Origin of the sequence: Sphingopyxis sp. YF1 (assembly GCF_022701295.1) — a bacterium.
In the GTDB taxonomy this organism is placed as follows: Bacteria; Pseudomonadota; Alphaproteobacteria; order Sphingomonadales; family Sphingomonadaceae; genus Sphingopyxis.
The window spans coordinates 1,829,207-1,846,275 of sequence record NZ_CP033204.1 but is presented as its reverse complement, the minus strand read 5'-3'; the positions used below and the strand labels follow the sequence as shown (position 1 = coordinate 1,846,275).

Genomic DNA, 17,069 nt, shown 5'->3' with positions numbered 1-17,069 from the left:
ATGATGAAGAAGACGACGGGTTTCGATCGCAGCAAGACGCGCCAATGGCAGCCCGCGACGCAGGCGGTGCGCGGCGGCACGTGGCGCAGCGAGCATGGCGAGACGTCGGAGGCGCTCTTCCTCACCTCGGGCTACACCTATGAAAGCGCCGAGGAAGTCGCGGCGCGTTTTGCCGGCGAAGAAACCGGTATGACCTATTCGCGCCTGCAGAACCCGACCGTCGCGATGCTCGAGGAACGTATCGCGCTGATCGAGGGTGCCGAGGCGTGCCGCGTCCAGGCGACCGGCATGGCGGCGATGACGACCGCCCTGCTGTGCCAATTGTCCGCCGGTGATCATGTCGTTGCGGCGAAGGCTGCGTTCGGTTCGTGCCGCTGGCTCGTCGATCATCTGTGTCCGCGCTTCGGGATCGAAACCACCGTCGTCGACGGGCGAGACAATGACGCGTGGGAGCGCGCGATCAAGCCGAACACCAAGGTTTTTTTCTTCGAAACTCCCGCCAATCCGACGATGGACATCGTCGACATGAAACATGTCTGCGGACTGGCGAAGGCGCATGGCATTACCAGTGTCGTCGACAATGCCTTTGCGACCGCCGTGCTCCAGCGCCCGATGGATTTCGGTGCCGACGTCGTGGCCTATTCGGCGACTAAGCTGATGGAAGGGCAGGGGCGTGTCCTTGCCGGTGCCGTGTGCGGAACCGAGAAATTCATCAACGATGTTCTGCTTCCGTTCCAGCGCAACACCGGGCCGAACCTCTCGCCGTTCAATGCCTGGGTGGTGCTGAAGGGGCTCGAGACGCTCGACCTGCGGGCGCGGCGCCAGTCGGAGAATGCGCTCGCCGTGGGGCGCGCCATCGAAGGTCGCGTCGCGCAAATGCTCCATCCGGGGCTCGCCAGCCATCCGCAGCACAATCTGGCAATGAGCCAGATGGCAGCCTGCGGACCGATCTTTTCCTTCATTCTCGATGGCGGACGCGAACAGGCGATGGCTTTCCTCAACGCGCTCGAACTGGTCGATATTTCGAACAATATCGGCGATTCTCGAAGCCTTTGCTGTCACCCTGCCTCGACGACCCACTACGGCGTCAGTGCTGAGGCTCGCGCCGACATGGGAGTGGTCGAGGGCATGTTGCGGATCAATATCGGGCTGGAGGATCCGCGCGACGTGATCGCCGATCTGGACCAGGCATTGACCAGGGTCGGGCTTTAGGCGATTCTGGCAGGGTGATGATCGACTCCTTCTTTCCCTACGCCGAAACGACCGGAACCGTGACGGTACGCGTCGCGGTGAGCTACTTGCCCGAACAATCGCATCCGTCGCTTGGTCGCTGGTTCTGGGCCTATCATGTGCGGGTCGAAAATCATGGCGACGGCGCAGTTCAACTGATCAGCCGCCATTGGCGTATCGTCGACGGCCACGGTCAGGTGAGCGAGGTCGAGGGCGAGGGTGTCGTCGGCGAACAGCCGCTGATTCAGCCCGGTGGCGCTTATGACTATGTGTCGGGCTGTCCGTTGCCGACCCCCGAAGGGTCGATGATCGGCAGCTATGACATGGAAACCGCCGACGGCTCGCACATGCTGGTCGCCATTCCGCATTTTGCCCTGAAGATGCCTGCGACCGCCCCATGAAACGCACCCATTTGCCGCTCAATGCGCTGCGCGTGTTCGACGCGGCCGCCCGCCACCTGAGCTTCACCCGCGCCGCCGACGAGCTGGCCGTGACCCCCGCCGCCGTCGGGCAACAGATTCGGGCGCTTGAGGATATGCTGGGGGTCGTGCTGTTCCGCCGCACCCCCAAGGGACTCGAACTCACCGGCGAAGCGCATGCGGGGCTCGACGCGCTGCGCCAGGGCTTTTTGCAGTTCGAGGAATCGGTGCGTGCGATGCAGGCCGGGCAGTCTTCGCAGTCGCTGACGATCGCGGCACCGCGCGATCTGACCGCCAAATGGCTGGCGCCGCGGCTCGCGCGTTACAGCCAGCAGGCCCCCGACGTGCGCTTCACGCTTGTGTCGGCGGACGGCGGGATCGACTTTACCGAGGCGAACCTCGACCTTGCAATCTTCTGGACCGATGGCGCGGGCGACCATGAAGGGGTTGCGCTGTCGGAGGCGACGATGGTCACCGTGGCTGGACCGGGCAGCGAAAGCGATACGCGCATTGCCTGGCCGGGGTGTCCGGTCGACGACGGCGAACCCGCGTTGCGGCTCGGCGACGCCGGGCTCGCGATCGACGCGGCCGCGAACGGGTTGGGGCAGGCCAATGTCCCCGCGATGCTCGCCGAAGCCGATATCGCGTCGGGCCGGGTGCGTGTGGTGCGCGAAGCATTTGCCGCGAAGCGCGGCTACTGGCTTGTCGCGCCGACACCGCAATGGCGACAGGCGAAGGTCAAGGCGCTCGTCGCTGCGTTGACCGCCTAGAGTGTTTTCAAGTCAGGTGGACCCACCTGACGGCCCGGAAAATACGGGGAAAACAAAATCGAGAGTGCCGGGCGCATCATTTCGCGGCCAGCGCCAAGAGCCGCGTAACCAGCCCGACCATCGTGTCGGTCGCGACTTCGGCTTCGGGGTTGTTCCAGCTTGCGGTGACGACAAAGACCTTGCCGTCGGACTTGCGCTCGCCGAGCAGGCTCATCGAGATGACCCCGAGTTCGGAGCCGCCCTTGTAGCCGAGCCAGCGCCAGGCGGCGCCCGCGCCCGGGCCGACCCCGTTGTTGATCGCCATCGCGGCCATCATCGGTTCCGATCCACGCGTGCGCAGATCGCGCATCAGCCGCGCGATATCGTTCGGGCTCGCGAACCATTCGAGGCTGTCGATGAAGCGGGGGCCGCCGGAAAAGCTGACGCCGTCGACGTTCGCAAGGACCAGCCGGTCGCGACTGGTATCGATGAGCTTGCGCTGCGCACCGTCATCGCCCGCGATGAAGGCGGCGCGCTCGGCGGCGAAATTATTGCCCTTGAGTGCAAAGGCCTCGACCGTCGTCAGAAAAGGGATGTTGCGCGATGGCGCGCTGTGTCCCGTAGCTGTCATTCGGGCTTCGATATTTTCGCGTCCGAGAAGGTGGATCAGCGTGTCGGTGGCGCCGTTGTCGCTGACCGAGATCATCCAGTTGGCAAGCGTCTGCAGCGTGACCGGCATGCCCTTCGGCCAGTTGGCGGTGCCCGCGGAGGAAAAGCTGGCGTGCGACAGCGGGACGACATCCGACCATTTGCGTTTTCCGCTGGCTACCTGCGCCGCGAGTTCGTTCAGGACGTAAAGCTTGAAGGTCGATCCGATCGCGAACTGGGTATCGGGATGCAGCGCAACAAGGGGGGTGATCGCGGTGCCATCGAGCTCGGCCACGAGGAAGCCCGCGGCGCCGGGAAGGGCGGCGAACTCGGTCGAGACCTTGGCGAAGTCATCGTTCGCCATCGCGAAATGGGTAAAAAGCAGCCCGAATACCTTCGCGTCGGGATCGGCTCCGGCTTCGAGCGAGATCGTGCCGATCCCCTTTTCGAAGCGAAGCAATATGGTCCCGGATCGGCCGTTGGTCGAGGTCGCCTTGTCGAGCGACAAGGGTTGGCCATATTGCGCGATCAGGCTCGCTGTGATTGCGTCGAATTTCGCCTTGGGCACCGCAGTCTGGAACGAGGCATCGAAATAGTCGGCATAGGCGATGCGTCCGGCGAGCAGATCGACGAGTTGTGCCGCCCGGCGCTCGAAGGCCGTCGGCGCTGGAGCGTTCGCCTCGGGGGGCTGCGCCGCGGCGGGGAGCGCCGGCGTCAGCGTAGAAACCGCGAGCAGAGCAGCGAGCAAGACCCTCATTTTATATCTCCTTCGGAGGTGCTGTGCGGTCGATGCGATCGATCTGCATACGCAGCATGGCCGCGGCACGGAGGTTGAGCAACCAGATGCCGGTGAAAAGCATCAACGGCAGCGCGACGTAGGCGGCGAAACCGAGCGGGTGTGCACTGCCCGCGGCAAGCGCCTGCCCCACCATGAAAACGAGCAGCCCCGGCAGCATTGGCGCAAGATACCAGAGGCCGACGCGCGCGAGCATATGCTCCTCGCGCACCAGCCGGTCGCGGTAGTGGCTTCGGATATCCGCAGCTTCGGCTGTCGGATCGGGGCGCGGACTGCGAAGCGCGAGCTGCCATGTGACGAACAGCGTGCCGGCGATCACCAGCAGGCTGCCGATCTTGAGGAGCGGTTCGGGCAGGATCGCGGCATAGACGGCAAAGGCGGCGGCGACGAAGGCGGCGGCGATATATTCGCGCCGGTTGCGGCGACCGACAATGCCGTCGAACGTCGCGGCGCGGCGCTTGACCTCGTCGAGCGGCAGGGGCGCGAGCCCGGTATCGTCTGCCTGCCACAGAATGCGGATATCGTCGGTCATCGGACGTCTCCCTGCCCGGCGAAACGGCGCGCGAGCATTGTTTTGAAACGATGAATCTTGGTCGCGACGGCATCGGCGGAAACGCCGGTGATCTCGGCGGTCTCGGTGCCCGTCACGCCTTCGAGGTAGAGGAGGAGGATCTGGCGGTCGGGCGGATCGAGGCGTCCGACGATCGAAAGGACCAGCGCCATCGCCTGCTCGTTCGTGGCGCGATCGAGCGGTGACGGCGCGTCGTCGGCAAGATCGAGGTCTTCGATGGACGACCAGCCATGGCGGTTGCGGCGCTGCTGCTGCAGCACGTGCGATGTCGCGCGATTATGTGCGACGCGCCAAACCCATGTGCCGAGCGAGCAACGACCATCGAAGGCGCCAAAGCTCTGCCATAGCGCGACCTGCAACTCCTGCTCCAGATCGCGGCGCAGGTCGGCGTCGGCTTCATAACCGCGCGCAAGGCGTACAAGCGCGGGCCCGAAGCGCGCCATCGCCTCGACAAACAGATCATCCTGCCGGCTGCTTCTCATTCCCGTCTCCGGCCGTCCGTGTCGCATGCCCTTTTAGTCGAAGGCGCCGCGACTTTCTGACGGCGGATGGGGAATATTCCGGTCAGGCGTCGATCGCAGCCTCGTCGAGGCTCGCGGCATTGGCCTGAATGAACTGGAAACGATGTTCGGGATGCTTGCCCATGAGCCGGTCGACGAGGTCTTTCACCAGGTGCCGCTCCTCATATTCCTGCGGCAGCGTGACGCGCAACATCGAGCGCGTTGCGGGGTCCATCGTCGTTTCTTTCAATTGGTTGGGGTTCATTTCTCCCAAACCCTTGAAACGCCCCACCTCGACCTTCTTGCCCTTGAACAGCGTCGCTTCGAGCTCGGCGCGGTGCGCATCGTCGCGCGCATAGGCCGAGGTGCTTCCCGCGGTGAGGCGGTAGAGCGGCGGCTGCGCGAGATAGACATGGCCGTCCCGGACGACGTCGGGCATTTCCTGAAAGAAGAAGGTCATCAGCAAGGTCGCGATATGCGCGCCGTCGACGTCGGCGTCGGTCATGATGACGATCTTTTCATAGCGCAGCCGGTCGGCGTCGCAATCCTTGCGCATGCCGCAACCCAGCGCTAGCGCAAGATCGGCGATTTCCTGATTGGCGCGGATCTTGTCGGCGCTGGCGCTTGCGACGTTCAAGATCTTGCCGCGGATCGGCAGGATCGCCTGGGTCTTGCGATCGCGCGCCTGTTTGGCGCTGCCGCCTGCGCTATCGCCTTCGACGATGAACAATTCGGTGCCCTCGGGACCATCATTCGCGCAATCGGTGAGCTTGCCGGGCAGGCGCAGCTTGCGCCCGCTCGTCGCGGTCTTGCGCTTGACCTCGCGCTCGGCCTTGCGCTTGAGCCGCTCGTCCATGCGTTCGAGGATGAGGCCGAGGAGCGCGCGGCCGCGATCCATATTGTCCGACAGGAAATGGTCGAAATGGTCGCGCACCGCATTTTCGGTAAGGCGCGCCGCCTCGGGGCTCGACAGCCGGTCCTTGGTCTGGCTCTGGAACTGCGGGTCGCGGATGAAGACCGAGAGCATCATCTCGCCGCCGTTGAAGACGTCTTCGGCGGTGATCTGCGCCGCCTTTTTTTGCCCGATCAACTCGCCGAATGCGCGCAATCCCTTGGTCAGCGCCGCGCGCAACCCCGCTTCATGCGTGCCGCCGGCGGGGGTCGGAATGGTGTTGCAGTACCAGCTGTAAGAGCCGTCGGACCAGAGCGGCCAGGCGATCGCCCATTCGGCACGCCCCTGATCGCCCGAGAACTCCTGACCCCCGACGAAGGGTTCGGCCGTCGCACATTCACGCGTGCCGATCTGCTCCTTGAGATGGTCGGCAAGGCCGCCGGGAAACTGGAAGACCGCCTCGGCGGGGGTATCGTCGCCGATCAGTTCGGGGGCGCATTTCCACCGGATTTCGACCCCGGCGAACAGATAGGCCTTCGAGCGGGCCATGCGATACAGGCGCTGCGGCTTGAAACGGCCATGCTCGCCGAAAATTTCGGGGTCCGGTATGAAGGAAACGCTGGTTCCACGCCGGTTCGGCGTGGGGCCGAGTTCCTCGAGCGCGCCAAGCGGGGTTCCGCGTGAGAAGCGCTGACGATAAAGAAGCTTGTTGCGCGCGACCTCGATCGTTGTTTCGGTTGACAGCGCGTTGACGACACTCACTCCGACACCATGAAGCCCGCCCGAAGTGGCATAGGCCTTGCCTTCGAACTTGCCGCCCGAGTGGAGCATGGTCATGATGACTTCGAGTGCCGACTTTCCCGGGAATTTGGGATGCGGATCGACGGGCATGCCGCGTCCGTTGTCGACGATGGTCAGGCGGTTGCCGACGTCGAGCGTGACTTCGATGCGCGTCGCGTGGCCCGCGACCGCTTCGTCCATGCTGTTGTCGATCACTTCGGCGGCGAGATGGTGGAGCGCGCGCTCGTCGGTACCGCCGATGTACATGCCCGGGCGGCGGCGGACAGGTTCGAGCCCTTCGAGCACCTCGATCTGCGAGGCGTTGTAGCTGTCCTGGACGGGAGCGCTGCTGTCGAACAAATCGTGACTCATGTCCGTTTCTATAGGGGGGCGGGAGTCGCGGTGGCAAGGCCGGTGTTGGCGCTTTGATCCCATACTGCCGTCCGGCTCCGCGCTAGGATGGGGGAAGCGGAGGAGGGGGTGATGGCAAACTATATCGACGATGATATCGTGGTGTTGCGCCGCGACGATGGGCGGACATGGGAGCATTATTGGGGCGATCCCGTTGAACATATGCCCGCCGGCGACCTGCCCGGGAAAATGCGTGTGCGCATGCGCGGCGAGGACGGACGGTTGTGGGACGGTTTCATCAGTGACAAGACCCGTTTGCGATCGACGCCCGTCCTCTGGCTGTCGATGATCGACGTGCAGCAGGGCGACGGTCTGATCCTCGAAACTCCCGGCGGGAAAACGGTACTGATCGACGGCGGCGATAACAAGCTGTTCGCGCGGCATGCCGCCAAGCGCTATCCCGGCAGCAGCGACACGCGGCCGAAGATCGTCGATGCGATCATCGTCACGCACGGCGACGCTGACCATTTCAAGGGCCTGTCAGAAATCCGCGCGTCGGAATCCTCGAGCAAGTCGCTCTTCATCGCGCCGCGACGGATATTCCACAACGGACTGGTGAAGCGGCCCGGCAATCTGCCCAACAACAAAAAGCGTCCCGATGTCGAGATGTTCGGCGCCACGAGGAAGGTCGATGGACGCACTTTCGCGATCGAACTCGTCGACGATCCGCGCGGCGTGGTGGCGTCAGAGCGCAACGGGCCGTTCAACGAATGGTGCGCGACCCTCGACCATTGGGGAGACCGGACCGCCGCGGCGACCGGCAAAGCGATGGAGGTGCGCCGGATCGACCACCGTTCCGGCGACGCTTTTGCATTTCTGGCTGAAGAGGGCATCGAGATCGAATTGCACGGACCGATCGTCGAAGATGCCGCCGGAGCCGCAGGGCTGCGTTTCTTTCGCAAGCCGCCGAAAAATGCGGCGTTGATGGTGGGGACGGTGGCGGGGGCGGGGGGAGCGGTGTCGGCGTCGCATACTATCAACGGACATTCGATAAGCTTTCGAATGCGATACGGGAATGTCCGATTCCTGATGACGGGCGATCTCAACCATGAATCGATGCAGATGCTGCGCGAAACGCTGCCCGACGCGTCGCTGGCGACCGACATATTGAAGACGCCGCACCACGGTTCCTCGGACTTCGAGATGAACTATCTGCTTGAGGCCGCCCCCGTCGTGTCGCTGATCTCGTCGGGCGACGAGAATGCCAGCAAGGAGCACATCCATCCGCGCGCAACGCTGATGGCGGCGCTCGGCAAGGCGTCGCGCACCACGCCCGCGATCATCTTCAACACCGAACTCGCGGCCTTCTTTGCCTATCGCGGCAAGGTGACCGCCCAAAGCGGCGGCCCGCCTTTCGACGGCTTCCAGCGGCTCAATTTCGGGATCATCCATATCCGCACCGACGGCGAGCGCGTGCTGGCGTTCACGCACAGCGGCGAACGCGGCCTCAACGAGGCGTACCGTTTCACCGTGTCGACCACCGGCGCGGTCACCTTCGCCGACGAAGCCGTGCGGCGGGCCGCGCCAAGGGCCTGACACCCGCCCCGGCGCGGACATGTCCGACGTGCGATTCGGGGGTGCGACCGAAGGCCGCGCCGCGGCTCCGTTCACCCCGTTTTCGGCACAGCGAGGAACCCCGCTTCGTCGCCGCCGGTTTCTCCACCGACTGCAAAGTCATCCAAAAAGTGGAGCAACATAATGAAAACCCTCTCTCTCCTCGCCGCGACCGCGGCGGCCCTGTCGCTCGCGACGCCCGCCCTGGCGCAGGGCGATCGCGACAAGTCGCAGGATTTCAACGGCCCCTATATCGGCGTGTCGGGCGGCTATACCGTCCAGCCGAACGACGGGCGCGAGACGTTGATCTTCGACACCAACCAGGACGGCAGCTTCGACGATAGCGTCAACACGAGCACGGGCGACAACGCCTTCGCGCCCGGCTTCTGCGGCGGGGCCGCGACGGGCACCGCCAACCTCGATTGCCGCAACGACAAGGACGGTTTCGAATATTTCGCGCGCGCGGGTTACGACAAGCGCATGGGCAATTTCGTGCTTGGCGCGGTGATCGAGGGCGGCCGCAGCGAAGTGCGCGACAGCGTCAGCGGCTTTTCGGGTACCCCCGCGAGCTATACGATGAGCCGCGAAGCCGACTGGCAGGCCGGGGCGCGGTTGCGCGCGGGCTACACGCCCGGCGGCGGCGTGCTCTTCTATGCCACCGGCGGCGGGGCCTTCGCCAAGCTCGACAACCGCTTCACCACGACCAATGCGGTCAACAGCTTCGCCGACAACGGCAAGACCAACGCGTGGGGCTATTCGGCGGGCGGCGGCGCCGAGGCGATGCTGACCGACAAGATTTCGCTCGGTCTCGAATATCTCTACACCGACCTCAAGGACGATGACTATGTCGTCAACGTCGGCGCCGGGAGCGCGCCCGCAACCAACCCGTTCCTGCAAAATGGCACGGGTACGGACATCAAGCGCAGCAACGACAGCCTGCGCACGCACAGCGTGCGTGCGACCCTGAATCTGCGCTTCTGAAGATCGCTGCTGGCGGGAGCGGGAGGCGTCGGGTCCAATGGACCCGGCGCCTTTCCGCTATGCGCGCGCCTCCTGACGGGCGTGCGGCGCCGCGAAAATCGCGAAATTGCCGTTGGCGCTGCTGACGAGGCGCCCGCCCTGATAGAGGCGCGCCTCGATATTGGCGACGCGCTTGCCGCGGTGGAGCACTTCGGCATCGCAGGTCAGCCGGCCTTCGCCGACGCGGACATGGTAGTTGAACTTGATCTCGAGCGTCGCGCACCACTGATCGTCGCCAAGCAGGCTGGTCAGGGCGCCGCCCATCGCCGTGTCGGCGAGGCTGTAGGCGACGCCGCCATGCGCGGCCCCCTGCGGGCTGAAATGGCGCGCAGGCTCGACGTCGATCGCCATCGAACAACGCCCGTCGCCACGCTCGACCATCTGGAAGCCGAGCATGCGCGCGAATTCGAACTCCTGCCCGAAGGGCTTCACCGGACGCGCGGTCCGCCAAAGGGCGGCGGCGGCGGCGGGCGGCGCGTGCCGCGCGGCAGCTGGGCCTGGTAGGCGCGGCCGCAATGCTCGACGCAATAGGGGAAGCCGGGGTTCACCGCTTCACCGCAGAAATGGAAATCGGGCTCGCCCGGATGCCCCATCGGCCAGCGGCAGATGCGGTCGTTGAGGTCGAGCAGGGTGGTCTTGCCGGCGATTTCGGGGCTCGGCTTGGCGGGCACGAGACGACGCGGCGGCGCGGGCGGGATCGGCGCCTGCTGATCGCCCGGACCCTGGCGGATGAAGCCGCCGGGGCCGATCGAGACGACGCGCGGCGCGTCGGGCTTGGGCGCGGCTGCGACGCTGCCCTCGTCATCGGCGTTCGCTTCGGGCGCGGGGCGCGGATCGGGGCGCGCGGGCGCGGCGGGGCGCGCAGGCGCCGGCGCGGCGACGCGCGCCACGGGTGGCGCCGCCACGGGTTTGGGAGCCGGCGGCGCAGCGGGCTTTGCCGGCTTGACCTTTTCTGTCGCCTTGACGGGCGAGGGGCGCGATTTCAGGCCGAGGCGGTGCGCCTTGCCGATCACCGCGTTGCGGCTGACACCGCCGAGTTCGTCGGCGATCTGGCTGGCGGTCAGCCCCTTTTCCCACATGTTGCGCAGTTGCTCGATGCGCTCGTCGGTCCAAGACATCTTCTAAAATTCCTCATCATTCCGCGGAGGCGGCTCCGCCGGCAATCCGCCGTCGCCGGCCAGCTTGCGGGAAAGTCGGGGAGGCGATAGGCGAGAACGCCATGAACGACCAGCCCCAATTTTCGACCCGCGACTCGGGTGATTCCGCCGCCGCCCGCCCATTCGCGGAACCCGGCGTGCCGCATATCCGGACATTGAACGTACCGGGCATGCAGGCGCTATATGTCAAGGAGGTGCGTCGCTTTTTCAAGGTGCAACTCCAAACTATCTGGGCGCCCGCGATCACGACGCTCCTTTTCCTTGTCATCTTCACCGTCGCGCTGGGCGGTGCGGGGCGCAGCGTCATCGGCGTGCCCTTCGCCGATTTCGTCGCACCGGGGCTGATCATGATGGCGATGCTCCAGAACAGCTTCGCCAATTCCTCCTTTTCGCTGCTCGTCGGCAAGATCCAGGGAACGATCGTCGACTATCTGATGCCGCCGCTCGCAGTGGGCGAGCTGATCATCGCATTGATCGGTGCGGCGGTGACGCGCGCGGTGCTGGTCGGGCTGGCGCTCTGGCTGGCGATGCTGCTGTGGCCCGGGGTGCATGTGATGCCCGGCCATTTCTGGGCGGTCGTCGTTTTCGGCCTGCTCGGCGCGGCGATGCTCGGCTTTCTCGGCCTGATCACGTCGGTCTGGGCGGAGAAGTTCGACCATGCGGCGGCGGTGACCAATTTCGTCGTGACGCCGCTGGCGCTGCTGTCGGGCACCTTCTATGCGATCGACAGGCTCGCGCCGACCTTTCAGGCGATCGCGCATGCGAACCCGGTCTATTACGCGATCATGGGCTTTCGCTACGGTTTCATCGGCACGGTCGATTCGACGATCGCCAATCCGATCGGAACGGCGGTCCTCGTCCTGGTCGGGGTCAATGTGGTGCTCGGCCTGCTGACCTACCGCCTGCTTGCGTCGGGGTGGAAGCTCAAGGCCTGACCCGCGCGCCAGCCTGAGAGGCCGATCGGCATTGGCGGTTCCGCTACTCGCGTGCCATCGGCACGCGGCGCTCCGGGGCGCCGAAAACCGGCACTTCCGGCGCAACATCCCCCGAATGTCGATCGGTTCCAGAGCGGCGTGCGTCCAATATGAACCGTTCGCCCTGAGTCTGTCGAAGAGCCGTTCTTACTTTAAGCGGTAAAGAAAGAAGGACGGTGCTTCGACAAGCTCAGCACAAACGGGCTTGGAGATGATGCAGATTTGACGCCCTAGTGGCGGTGGATCGCGCGCAGGCGGTAACGGCCCTGATCGGGACCTTCGAACATCGCCTCGATCTGCGGATGGTCGACGGGGCCGCTGTCGCCGTCGGCAACCAGATTCTGCTGGCTGACATAGGCGATGTAGGACGAATCCTCGTTTTCGGCGAGCAGGTGGTAGTAAGGCTGTTCCTTCGCAGGCCGGATCGCCTCGGGAATCGCCTCGTACCATTCGTCGCTGTTCGAAAAGACGGGATCGATGTCGAACACGACCCCGCGAAAGTCGAACATCCGGTGGCGCACGATATCACCCGGCGCGAAGCGGGCCCGTTCGATCAGCGGGGGCACGAGTCGGCGGGCGGTGTCGGAAAGCATGTCGGACGGTGATTCTAGCGTCATATTATCAATCTATGACGATTCCGCGGCCGTTCAAGTGCGATAACATCCATTCCGGGCCTCGATCGGCGGCCAAGACAAGCGCGCCGGCCCCGCGAGCAGGGCCGGGGAGGCGTGGTCATTCGGGGGCATCGACGAAGATCGGCGTTCCCGCGGCTTCGAGGCGCAGAAGGCCGCGCCCGATGCGGACGATGCGGAGGGGCGCCTGTTTTTCGTCCAGCCGGCGGCGCAAGAGCAGCAGCCGGGTTTCGAGATTGTCCTTGATGTCGGGCATGCGCGGCGCGAGCGCCAGGCGCAGTTCGCGGTTCGAAAACTGGCTGCGCCCGTCGGCCAAATGCCATTCGAGCATCTGCCGCAGCAGCGCGCCGGCGATGCCTTTGACCACATAGGTGTCGTTGACGAATATGCTGTCGTCGAGGCGATGATGGGCAATGCGGATGTCGCCCCCCTTCGTTGCGCGGTCGCGGATGGACGGATCATGTCCGGGGTCTGCGGTCGTCGCGAGGCGCTCGCCCGCCTTCAGCGTCCGCGCCGCTTGTCCCGCCAGTATTTCGAGTGCGGCCTCGTCCTCGTCCCGAAACGCCATCCGGTCGGGGCTTTCGACGAACAGGACGCCGATTGCGTCATCGCGGACGAGCATCGGGACGGCGATCTGGCTCATCGCGTCGGGCAGTTGGGGAAAGGCGACGATGCGCGTGCTGTTCTCGGTCCCCTCGGCGTCGGTGGCGATCGCTTCGCCGAAACGGCGCACGCGGCTCATGTCGTTCACCTTGATCGGTCGGCCGCTTCGCGCCGCGGCGCCGATCAGCCCCTCGTCCGGCGCGACCTCCGAGCCGAGCCCGGACCGTTCGTATCCGAGGCTGCCGGTCGTGACGAGGCGGCCGCCGTGGAGATCGGCGATCAGGACCAGCGCGTTGGGATATCCGAGAAGATCGCGCACGCAGTGGAGCAGACCGTCGATGATGCCCTCGGCTTCGACCTCGCGCTCGATCGCCCTGCCGGCTGCCGCGAGCGCGGGGAGCGCGATCGGGCCGCGCTTCGGTGGCGCGGGGAGGGCTTCGACAGGCGAAGAAACCGCCTCGATGGCGCGAACATGAAAAATGTCGGCGCTGCGCAGCCGCATGACGTCCGACATGCCGACCTGCGCGCTGCTCGCCTTGAGTTGCAGGGCGATCTTGTCGAACAGCGCGCCGGTGTCGACCGAGCGGACATAGGCGATGTCGAGCAGATACTGGTCGCCGGTGAGGCAGTCGACGAGAATCAGGGTGACCTGCGGATTGGCGCGAATATTCGCCGCCGTCTTGGCGAAGAACTGGTTCGAAAGCGCGACATGGTCGTCGTCGACGCGCACGACGTGCGACAGATAGGAAATATTGGGCATGCCGTCGGCGGCGGCGGTCGCAATGATCGAAGGAATGACCCCCTCGAAACAGGGTTCAAGGTCGGCGAGGCGCACGGTCATCGGGCCTCCGTCCCGGCGAGCATGCCGGCCTGCGGACCCGGCGTCTGGATATAGATTTCGCACGTCCGGAGCCGGGCGACCTTCGCGTCGTGGGCGGTCAGCCATGGCGCGATGATTGGGGGCGGCACGCCGAGTGACGTCAGCGCGTCGGTGGCGTCCGCCATGAAGCGGTCGGCGCAAGCGAGATCGGATGCTTCGGCCCCGCGCATCGCGGCGGGCCCCTTAATCTGGTAGGTCATATAGTCGGCGGGGCTGACGAAGGTCGCGGCAAGCCGTCCCGTCTGTTGGATCGAGGTTGCGACCCGCGGCCATTGCCAGGCCGAGAAGATCACGTCGATCGTCTCGCGGTCTTCGAGGACCTGAACGCCTATCCCCCGCCCGGCGGCGGGGCGCCCCTGTGCGTCGACCCCCGCGACGATGCACATCAGGGGACGCCGCAAAAATTCGACCAGCCTGTCGTCGAGCCGCATCGTTCCCCCCTGTGCCCCCGCCATTTAGCAAGCTTTTAGGAAATCGGGCACGCTTTGCACATTCATTTAGGAACGCCGCGCCGCGGCACGGGCTATCGCTCGACATCGGCGGGGGCGACGCAAGGATCGTTTCGACCCGCGGTCATTCATTCGTCCGGGCGCGAGATTCGGCGCGGACACAGACATGCAACAGGAGACGCCGGAATGGCGCATGGGCCTTTGAACGAAAATGACATGGCGCTGAGCGCCGGGCAGCTCGACGCATATCTCGCCAGGATCGGGTGCGATGTTCCGGTGTCGCTCGATTTTCAGGCGCTGGCGACGCTGCATCGCGCGCATTTGATGCACTTTACCTGGGAGGCGCTGGACGCCTTCATGGGCTGGCCCTCGTCGCTCGCGCCCGACGCGGCCTTTGCCAAGATGGTCGAGGGGCGGCGCGGCGGCTGGTGCTACGAGATGAACGGCCTCTTCGGCGCGGCGCTTGCGGCGCTCGGGTTTCGCGTGACCCGCCTTTGCGGATGCGTCGACCGGGGCAAGCTCGGCGACATGGCGATCGGAAACCACCTCACGCTGCGCGTCGATCTCGACCGGCCCTATCTGGCCGAAGTGGGCGTCGCCGATGCGCTGATCGAGCCGGTTCCGCTTGCCGTCGGGCCGATCCGCCAGCGCGGGTTCGACTTTTCGATCGGCGCGACCGACGACGGCTGGATGCGGCTCCACAACCATGCGTACGGCGTCGCGCGCACGGTCGATTTCAGACCGGAGCATGGCGACGAAGGCGCGCTGGCGGCGATGCAGGGCTGGCTGATGCAGGATGCGGCATCGCCCTTCACCAACGCGCTCGCGATGTTCCGGCACGTCGAGAACGGTTATCTCAGCCTCCAGAACGACGGCCTGCGCCGGGTGACCGCGACGGGCATCGACGAACAGCGCATCACGAGCGCCGACCATCTGGCCGACATATTGGCGACGCTGTTCGCGCTCGACATCGCCCGGCCCGGAGAGGTGTGGGAGCGGGTCCGGGCCGTGGGGCGCGGCGAGGCGGCCTGATCCGTCGACGAGACGCGTGCCCTACTGGCGCGGCCACCGTCCGGCGTATCCGCGACACAGCGGACCCGATCGTGGCTCGCCGCGTGCCCGCCTTCGCTCTAACCGGTGTCCGGGGGAGCGGGTGGCAGGAGACCGGACTATGAGCGCGCTTTCGAACTGGCCCGAGGGGCACCGCGCGCCCGATGCGGACGCGCGCGGCGGCGCGGCGCCGACGATCGAGGAGCATGCGATGAGCCTCCAGCTCTACCGGAGCGGGATGCTGTCGCTGACGCGGCTCCAGCTGGCGCTCGAACGCGGCGACCGGCCGCGCGCGATGGAGGCGATCGACGATCTTCACGCGCTCGACGTCGAGATCGAACGCGTCATCGCGGCGCTGCCGCTGGCGTCCGACGAGGTCCGGCAGGGCCGGATCGGACGCAGCGTGCGGCAGGGCAAGATGGCGGTGGCGTTCGAAAAGCTCGCGCTGGCGGGCGGGATCAGCGGCCCCGACCTCGCGTCGCCGCCCGCCCTTCCGGGGCGCCGCCCCGCTCCGGACGCAGCGGAGCGCGAACCCGCGGTCGCGGCCGAATGGCCTCCGGCCGAATCCCGCGGAGCGCGCCTGCTGCGCGACTATGCGCCGCGCGCGGCGGTGCTGCTCGCGATCGTCGCGGCGACGTGCGCCATCCTCCTTCTCGCATTGTAGGCGGCGTCCTGCGGCGTGGCCGGGCGGCGCGGGCCTCACAGGGAAAAGTCCATGCGGCATGGAATGCGGGAACGAAAAAGCCGCCCCGGTGAAAAGAGGCGGCTTATCAACGCGCTAGGCGAAACAGATGGAAGAGAGTGAGGGGTTTTGGAAAAAACCTAAACATTCGGAATGATTTAGGTAACTCGCTCGCCCGGATTTCCTGCCGCACATCCTACCTCGCGCATCCCGAATGCGCGTTTCAGACCGTGATTTATATGGCCAGAATAGCCGATGCTCGTCGATAGTTTTCGACGATAGGCCAGCCTGCTTTGAGGCCAATGAGGATGCCCGGGGTAATGCCATGGTCTTGGAGCAGGCGATGATCCTCACCTCACACAATCTGGCGACGGTGTTTGAGCAACTGCCGCTCCGCGAAGTCAATTTCGGCCGAGCCGCGACCGCTTCTTTCGAATGGATCGCACAAAACCTGCAAAAAAAGCCGCCCCATCGCCACGCAAGGCTGATCGCGATCAAACAGTCCGCTTATGCTTGGCGGCAGATGGTCGCCTACCTCTCGCGTCTCGAAAAGAACGAGCAATTGCAGGCCTATGCAACGATGAGGGCGCGCCTTGCGACCTGTCCAGCAGATTTGCAGGTGCAGCTTGGGATCATGCTGGGGCGGCTAGGAGAGAAAATTGAGAACCAGCATAAATCGTTTTCGGACAGAGGCTACTTTCTAGGTTGGACCATGGGGTCGCATCCGTTGATGAGCGAGTAGCATCAAGAACATTGAACATGATGCCTCAGCTGCCCGTGGCCCGCCCCAATCTCGTACAAAAATGCCAGGTAACGGATGGCCGCGTGCGGTCAGTCTTCTTTCAGCAACCAGCAAATTGAAAGCGGCCAGTCATTTGGGGCGGACGGTCAAATGTCCTGCTTTGCCATCAGGCTTTGGCGCTTCTCGACCAGAAAATCGACAAACACGCGCAACTTCAGCGGGATTTGCTCACGTGAAAGCGTATAGAGGTTGAAGCCATCGAACGGCCTGCACCAAGGCTCCAGCACGCGGATCAAACCGGGCCGGCGGCAAGCTTTGGGAGCAAGCATG

The 17,069-nt window shown here is 65.1% G+C and carries 19 protein-coding genes; 9 read left to right on the top strand and 10 right to left on the bottom strand.

Features of this window, described 5'->3' with window-relative positions; genetic code table 11:
• Nucleotides 1–3 precede the first annotated feature (3 nt).
• Genes EAO27_RS08925 through EAO27_RS08915 form a run of 3 tightly spaced genes read left to right on the top strand, consistent with a single transcriptional unit; the run spans nucleotide 4 to nucleotide 2,419 of the window.
• Nucleotides 4–1,212 carry an aminotransferase class I/II-fold pyridoxal phosphate-dependent enzyme gene (locus EAO27_RS08925; protein ID WP_242780538.1) on the top strand — a complete coding sequence of 403 codons (1,209 nt, stop codon included), beginning with the start codon at nucleotides 4–6 and terminating at the stop codon, nucleotides 1,210–1,212.
• 17 nt (nucleotides 1,213–1,229) lie between these two features.
• Nucleotides 1,230–1,631, top strand: a complete 402-nt coding sequence (apaG, locus tag EAO27_RS08920; protein ID WP_242779716.1) for a Co2+/Mg2+ efflux protein ApaG — start codon at nucleotides 1,230–1,232, stop codon at nucleotides 1,629–1,631.
• Nucleotides 1,628–2,419, top strand: a complete 792-nt coding sequence (locus EAO27_RS08915) for a LysR family transcriptional regulator (protein WP_242779714.1) — start codon at nucleotides 1,628–1,630, stop codon at nucleotides 2,417–2,419. The genes apaG and EAO27_RS08915 overlap by 4 nt, the downstream gene beginning before the upstream one ends.
• Nucleotides 2,420–2,495: 76 nt before the next feature.
• Here EAO27_RS08915 and EAO27_RS08910 read toward each other — a convergent pair whose 3' ends face one another.
• The 4 genes from EAO27_RS08910 to parE form a co-directional block, all read right to left on the bottom strand.
• Nucleotides 2,496–3,803, bottom strand: coding sequence for a serine hydrolase (locus EAO27_RS08910; protein WP_242779712.1), 1,308 nt, complete (start codon nucleotides 3,801–3,803; stop codon nucleotides 2,496–2,498).
• 1 nt (nucleotide 3,804) lies between these two features.
• Nucleotides 3,805–4,374: a hypothetical protein gene (locus EAO27_RS08905; RefSeq protein WP_242779710.1), complete on the bottom strand. Its 570-nt coding sequence runs from the start codon at nucleotides 4,372–4,374 to the stop codon at nucleotides 3,805–3,807.
• The gene (locus EAO27_RS08900) at nucleotides 4,371–4,895 is read right to left on the bottom strand and encodes a sigma-70 family RNA polymerase sigma factor (protein ID WP_242779708.1); all 525 of its coding nucleotides are present in this window, start codon (nucleotides 4,893–4,895) and stop codon (nucleotides 4,371–4,373) included. The genes EAO27_RS08905 and EAO27_RS08900 overlap by 4 nt, the downstream gene beginning before the upstream one ends.
• An 82-nt stretch (nucleotides 4,896–4,977) precedes the next feature.
• Entirely contained in the window at nucleotides 4,978–6,957 is a 1,980-nt protein-coding gene (gene parE, locus EAO27_RS08895; protein WP_242779707.1) for a DNA topoisomerase IV subunit B, read from the bottom strand.
• 111 nt (nucleotides 6,958–7,068) lie between these two features.
• Between parE and EAO27_RS08890 the strand changes: the two genes are divergently transcribed.
• On the top strand, nucleotides 7,069–8,532 hold the full coding sequence (locus EAO27_RS08890) for an MBL fold metallo-hydrolase (RefSeq protein WP_242779704.1): 1,464 nt from the start codon (nucleotides 7,069–7,071) through the stop codon (nucleotides 8,530–8,532).
• A 162-nt stretch (nucleotides 8,533–8,694) separates the two neighbouring features.
• Complete coding sequence (locus tag EAO27_RS08885; protein ID WP_242779702.1) at nucleotides 8,695–9,531, top strand: outer membrane beta-barrel protein; 837 nt, start codon at nucleotides 8,695–8,697, stop codon at nucleotides 9,529–9,531.
• Between the two features lie 57 nt (nucleotides 9,532–9,588).
• Here EAO27_RS08885 and EAO27_RS08880 read toward each other — a convergent pair whose 3' ends face one another.
• Entirely contained in the window at nucleotides 9,589–10,002 is a 414-nt protein-coding gene (locus tag EAO27_RS08880) for a PaaI family thioesterase (protein ID WP_242779700.1), read from the bottom strand.
• On the bottom strand, nucleotides 9,999–10,688 hold the full coding sequence (locus EAO27_RS08875) for a GcrA family cell cycle regulator (RefSeq protein ID WP_242779698.1): 690 nt from the start codon (nucleotides 10,686–10,688) through the stop codon (nucleotides 9,999–10,001). The genes EAO27_RS08880 and EAO27_RS08875 overlap by 4 nt, the downstream gene beginning before the upstream one ends.
• A gap of 101 nt (nucleotides 10,689–10,789) precedes the next feature.
• Here EAO27_RS08875 and EAO27_RS08870 point away from each other — a divergent pair, with 101 nt between their 5' ends.
• Complete coding sequence (locus tag EAO27_RS08870; RefSeq protein ID WP_242779696.1) at nucleotides 10,790–11,662, top strand: ABC transporter permease; 873 nt, start codon at nucleotides 10,790–10,792, stop codon at nucleotides 11,660–11,662.
• 269 nt (nucleotides 11,663–11,931) lie between these two features.
• Here the strand turns inward: EAO27_RS08870 and hspQ are convergent, their stop codons facing one another.
• The 3 genes from hspQ to EAO27_RS08855 all read right to left on the bottom strand — a co-directional run bounded on the left by hspQ (nucleotide 11,932) and on the right by EAO27_RS08855 (nucleotide 14,271).
• Nucleotides 11,932–12,294 (bottom strand): heat shock protein HspQ, encoded by a 363-nt coding sequence (hspQ, locus tag EAO27_RS08865; RefSeq protein ID WP_242780536.1) that lies wholly within the window; start codon nucleotides 12,292–12,294, stop codon nucleotides 11,932–11,934.
• A 139-nt stretch (nucleotides 12,295–12,433) separates the two neighbouring features.
• Nucleotides 12,434–13,777 carry a GAF domain-containing protein gene (locus EAO27_RS08860; RefSeq protein ID WP_242779694.1) on the bottom strand — a complete coding sequence of 448 codons (1,344 nt, stop codon included), beginning with the start codon at nucleotides 13,775–13,777 and terminating at the stop codon, nucleotides 12,434–12,436.
• Nucleotides 13,774–14,271, bottom strand: a complete 498-nt coding sequence (locus EAO27_RS08855; protein ID WP_242779692.1) for a pyridoxamine 5'-phosphate oxidase family protein — start codon at nucleotides 14,269–14,271, stop codon at nucleotides 13,774–13,776. The genes EAO27_RS08860 and EAO27_RS08855 overlap by 4 nt, the downstream gene beginning before the upstream one ends.
• Nucleotides 14,272–14,481: 210 nt before the next feature.
• Between EAO27_RS08855 and EAO27_RS08850 the strand changes: the two genes are divergently transcribed.
• The 3 genes from EAO27_RS08850 (at nucleotide 14,482) to EAO27_RS08840 (ending at nucleotide 16,739) form a co-directional block, all read left to right on the top strand.
• Nucleotides 14,482–15,297, top strand: a complete 816-nt coding sequence (locus tag EAO27_RS08850; RefSeq protein WP_242779690.1) for an arylamine N-acetyltransferase — start codon at nucleotides 14,482–14,484, stop codon at nucleotides 15,295–15,297.
• Nucleotides 15,298–15,436: 139 nt separating this feature from the next.
• Nucleotides 15,437–15,979 carry a hypothetical protein gene (locus EAO27_RS08845; protein ID WP_242779688.1) on the top strand — a complete coding sequence of 181 codons (543 nt, stop codon included), beginning with the start codon at nucleotides 15,437–15,439 and terminating at the stop codon, nucleotides 15,977–15,979.
• Between the two features lie 361 nt (nucleotides 15,980–16,340).
• On the top strand, nucleotides 16,341–16,739 hold the full coding sequence (locus tag EAO27_RS08840) for a hypothetical protein (protein ID WP_242779686.1): 399 nt from the start codon (nucleotides 16,341–16,343) through the stop codon (nucleotides 16,737–16,739).
• Between the two features lie 146 nt (nucleotides 16,740–16,885).
• Here the strand turns inward: EAO27_RS08840 and EAO27_RS08835 are convergent, their stop codons facing one another.
• The gene (locus EAO27_RS08835) at nucleotides 16,886–17,068 is read right to left on the bottom strand and encodes a LysR family transcriptional regulator (protein ID WP_242779684.1); all 183 of its coding nucleotides are present in this window, start codon (nucleotides 17,066–17,068) and stop codon (nucleotides 16,886–16,888) included.
• Between the last annotated feature and the right edge of the window lies 1 nt (nucleotide 17,069).

Excerpts from the sequence above, each read along its gene's own strand:
- EAO27_RS08925 (WP_242780538.1), top strand. The coding sequence starts at position 4 with ATGAAGAAGACGACGGGTTTCGATCGCAGCAAGACGCGCCAATGGCAG.
- apaG (WP_242779716.1), top strand. The coding sequence starts at position 1,230 with ATGATCGACTCCTTCTTTCCCTACGCCGAAACGACCGGAACCGTGACG.
- EAO27_RS08915 (WP_242779714.1), top strand. The coding sequence starts at position 1,628 with ATGAAACGCACCCATTTGCCGCTCAATGCGCTGCGCGTGTTCGACGCG.
- EAO27_RS08910 (WP_242779712.1), bottom strand. The coding sequence starts at position 3,803 with ATGAGGGTCTTGCTCGCTGCTCTGCTCGCGGTTTCTACGCTGACGCCG.
- EAO27_RS08905 (WP_242779710.1), bottom strand. The coding sequence starts at position 4,374 with ATGACCGACGATATCCGCATTCTGTGGCAGGCAGACGATACCGGGCTC.
- EAO27_RS08900 (WP_242779708.1), bottom strand. The coding sequence starts at position 4,895 with ATGAGAAGCAGCCGGCAGGATGATCTGTTTGTCGAGGCGATGGCGCGC.
- parE (WP_242779707.1), bottom strand. The coding sequence starts at position 6,957 with ATGAGTCACGATTTGTTCGACAGCAGCGCTCCCGTCCAGGACAGCTAC.
- EAO27_RS08890 (WP_242779704.1), top strand. The coding sequence starts at position 7,069 with ATGGCAAACTATATCGACGATGATATCGTGGTGTTGCGCCGCGACGAT.
- EAO27_RS08885 (WP_242779702.1), top strand. The coding sequence starts at position 8,695 with ATGAAAACCCTCTCTCTCCTCGCCGCGACCGCGGCGGCCCTGTCGCTC.
- EAO27_RS08875 (WP_242779698.1), bottom strand. The coding sequence starts at position 10,688 with ATGTCTTGGACCGACGAGCGCATCGAGCAACTGCGCAACATGTGGGAA.
- EAO27_RS08870 (WP_242779696.1), top strand. The coding sequence starts at position 10,790 with ATGAACGACCAGCCCCAATTTTCGACCCGCGACTCGGGTGATTCCGCC.
- hspQ (WP_242780536.1), bottom strand. The coding sequence starts at position 12,294 with ATGCTTTCCGACACCGCCCGCCGACTCGTGCCCCCGCTGATCGAACGG.
- EAO27_RS08860 (WP_242779694.1), bottom strand. The coding sequence starts at position 13,777 with ATGACCGTGCGCCTCGCCGACCTTGAACCCTGTTTCGAGGGGGTCATT.
- EAO27_RS08855 (WP_242779692.1), bottom strand. The coding sequence starts at position 14,271 with ATGGCGGGGGCACAGGGGGGAACGATGCGGCTCGACGACAGGCTGGTC.
- EAO27_RS08850 (WP_242779690.1), top strand. The coding sequence starts at position 14,482 with ATGGCGCTGAGCGCCGGGCAGCTCGACGCATATCTCGCCAGGATCGGG.
- EAO27_RS08845 (WP_242779688.1), top strand. The coding sequence starts at position 15,437 with ATGAGCGCGCTTTCGAACTGGCCCGAGGGGCACCGCGCGCCCGATGCG.
- EAO27_RS08840 (WP_242779686.1), top strand. The coding sequence starts at position 16,341 with ATGATCCTCACCTCACACAATCTGGCGACGGTGTTTGAGCAACTGCCG.
- EAO27_RS08835 (WP_242779684.1), bottom strand. The coding sequence starts at position 17,068 with ATGCTTGCTCCCAAAGCTTGCCGCCGGCCCGGTTTGATCCGCGTGCTG.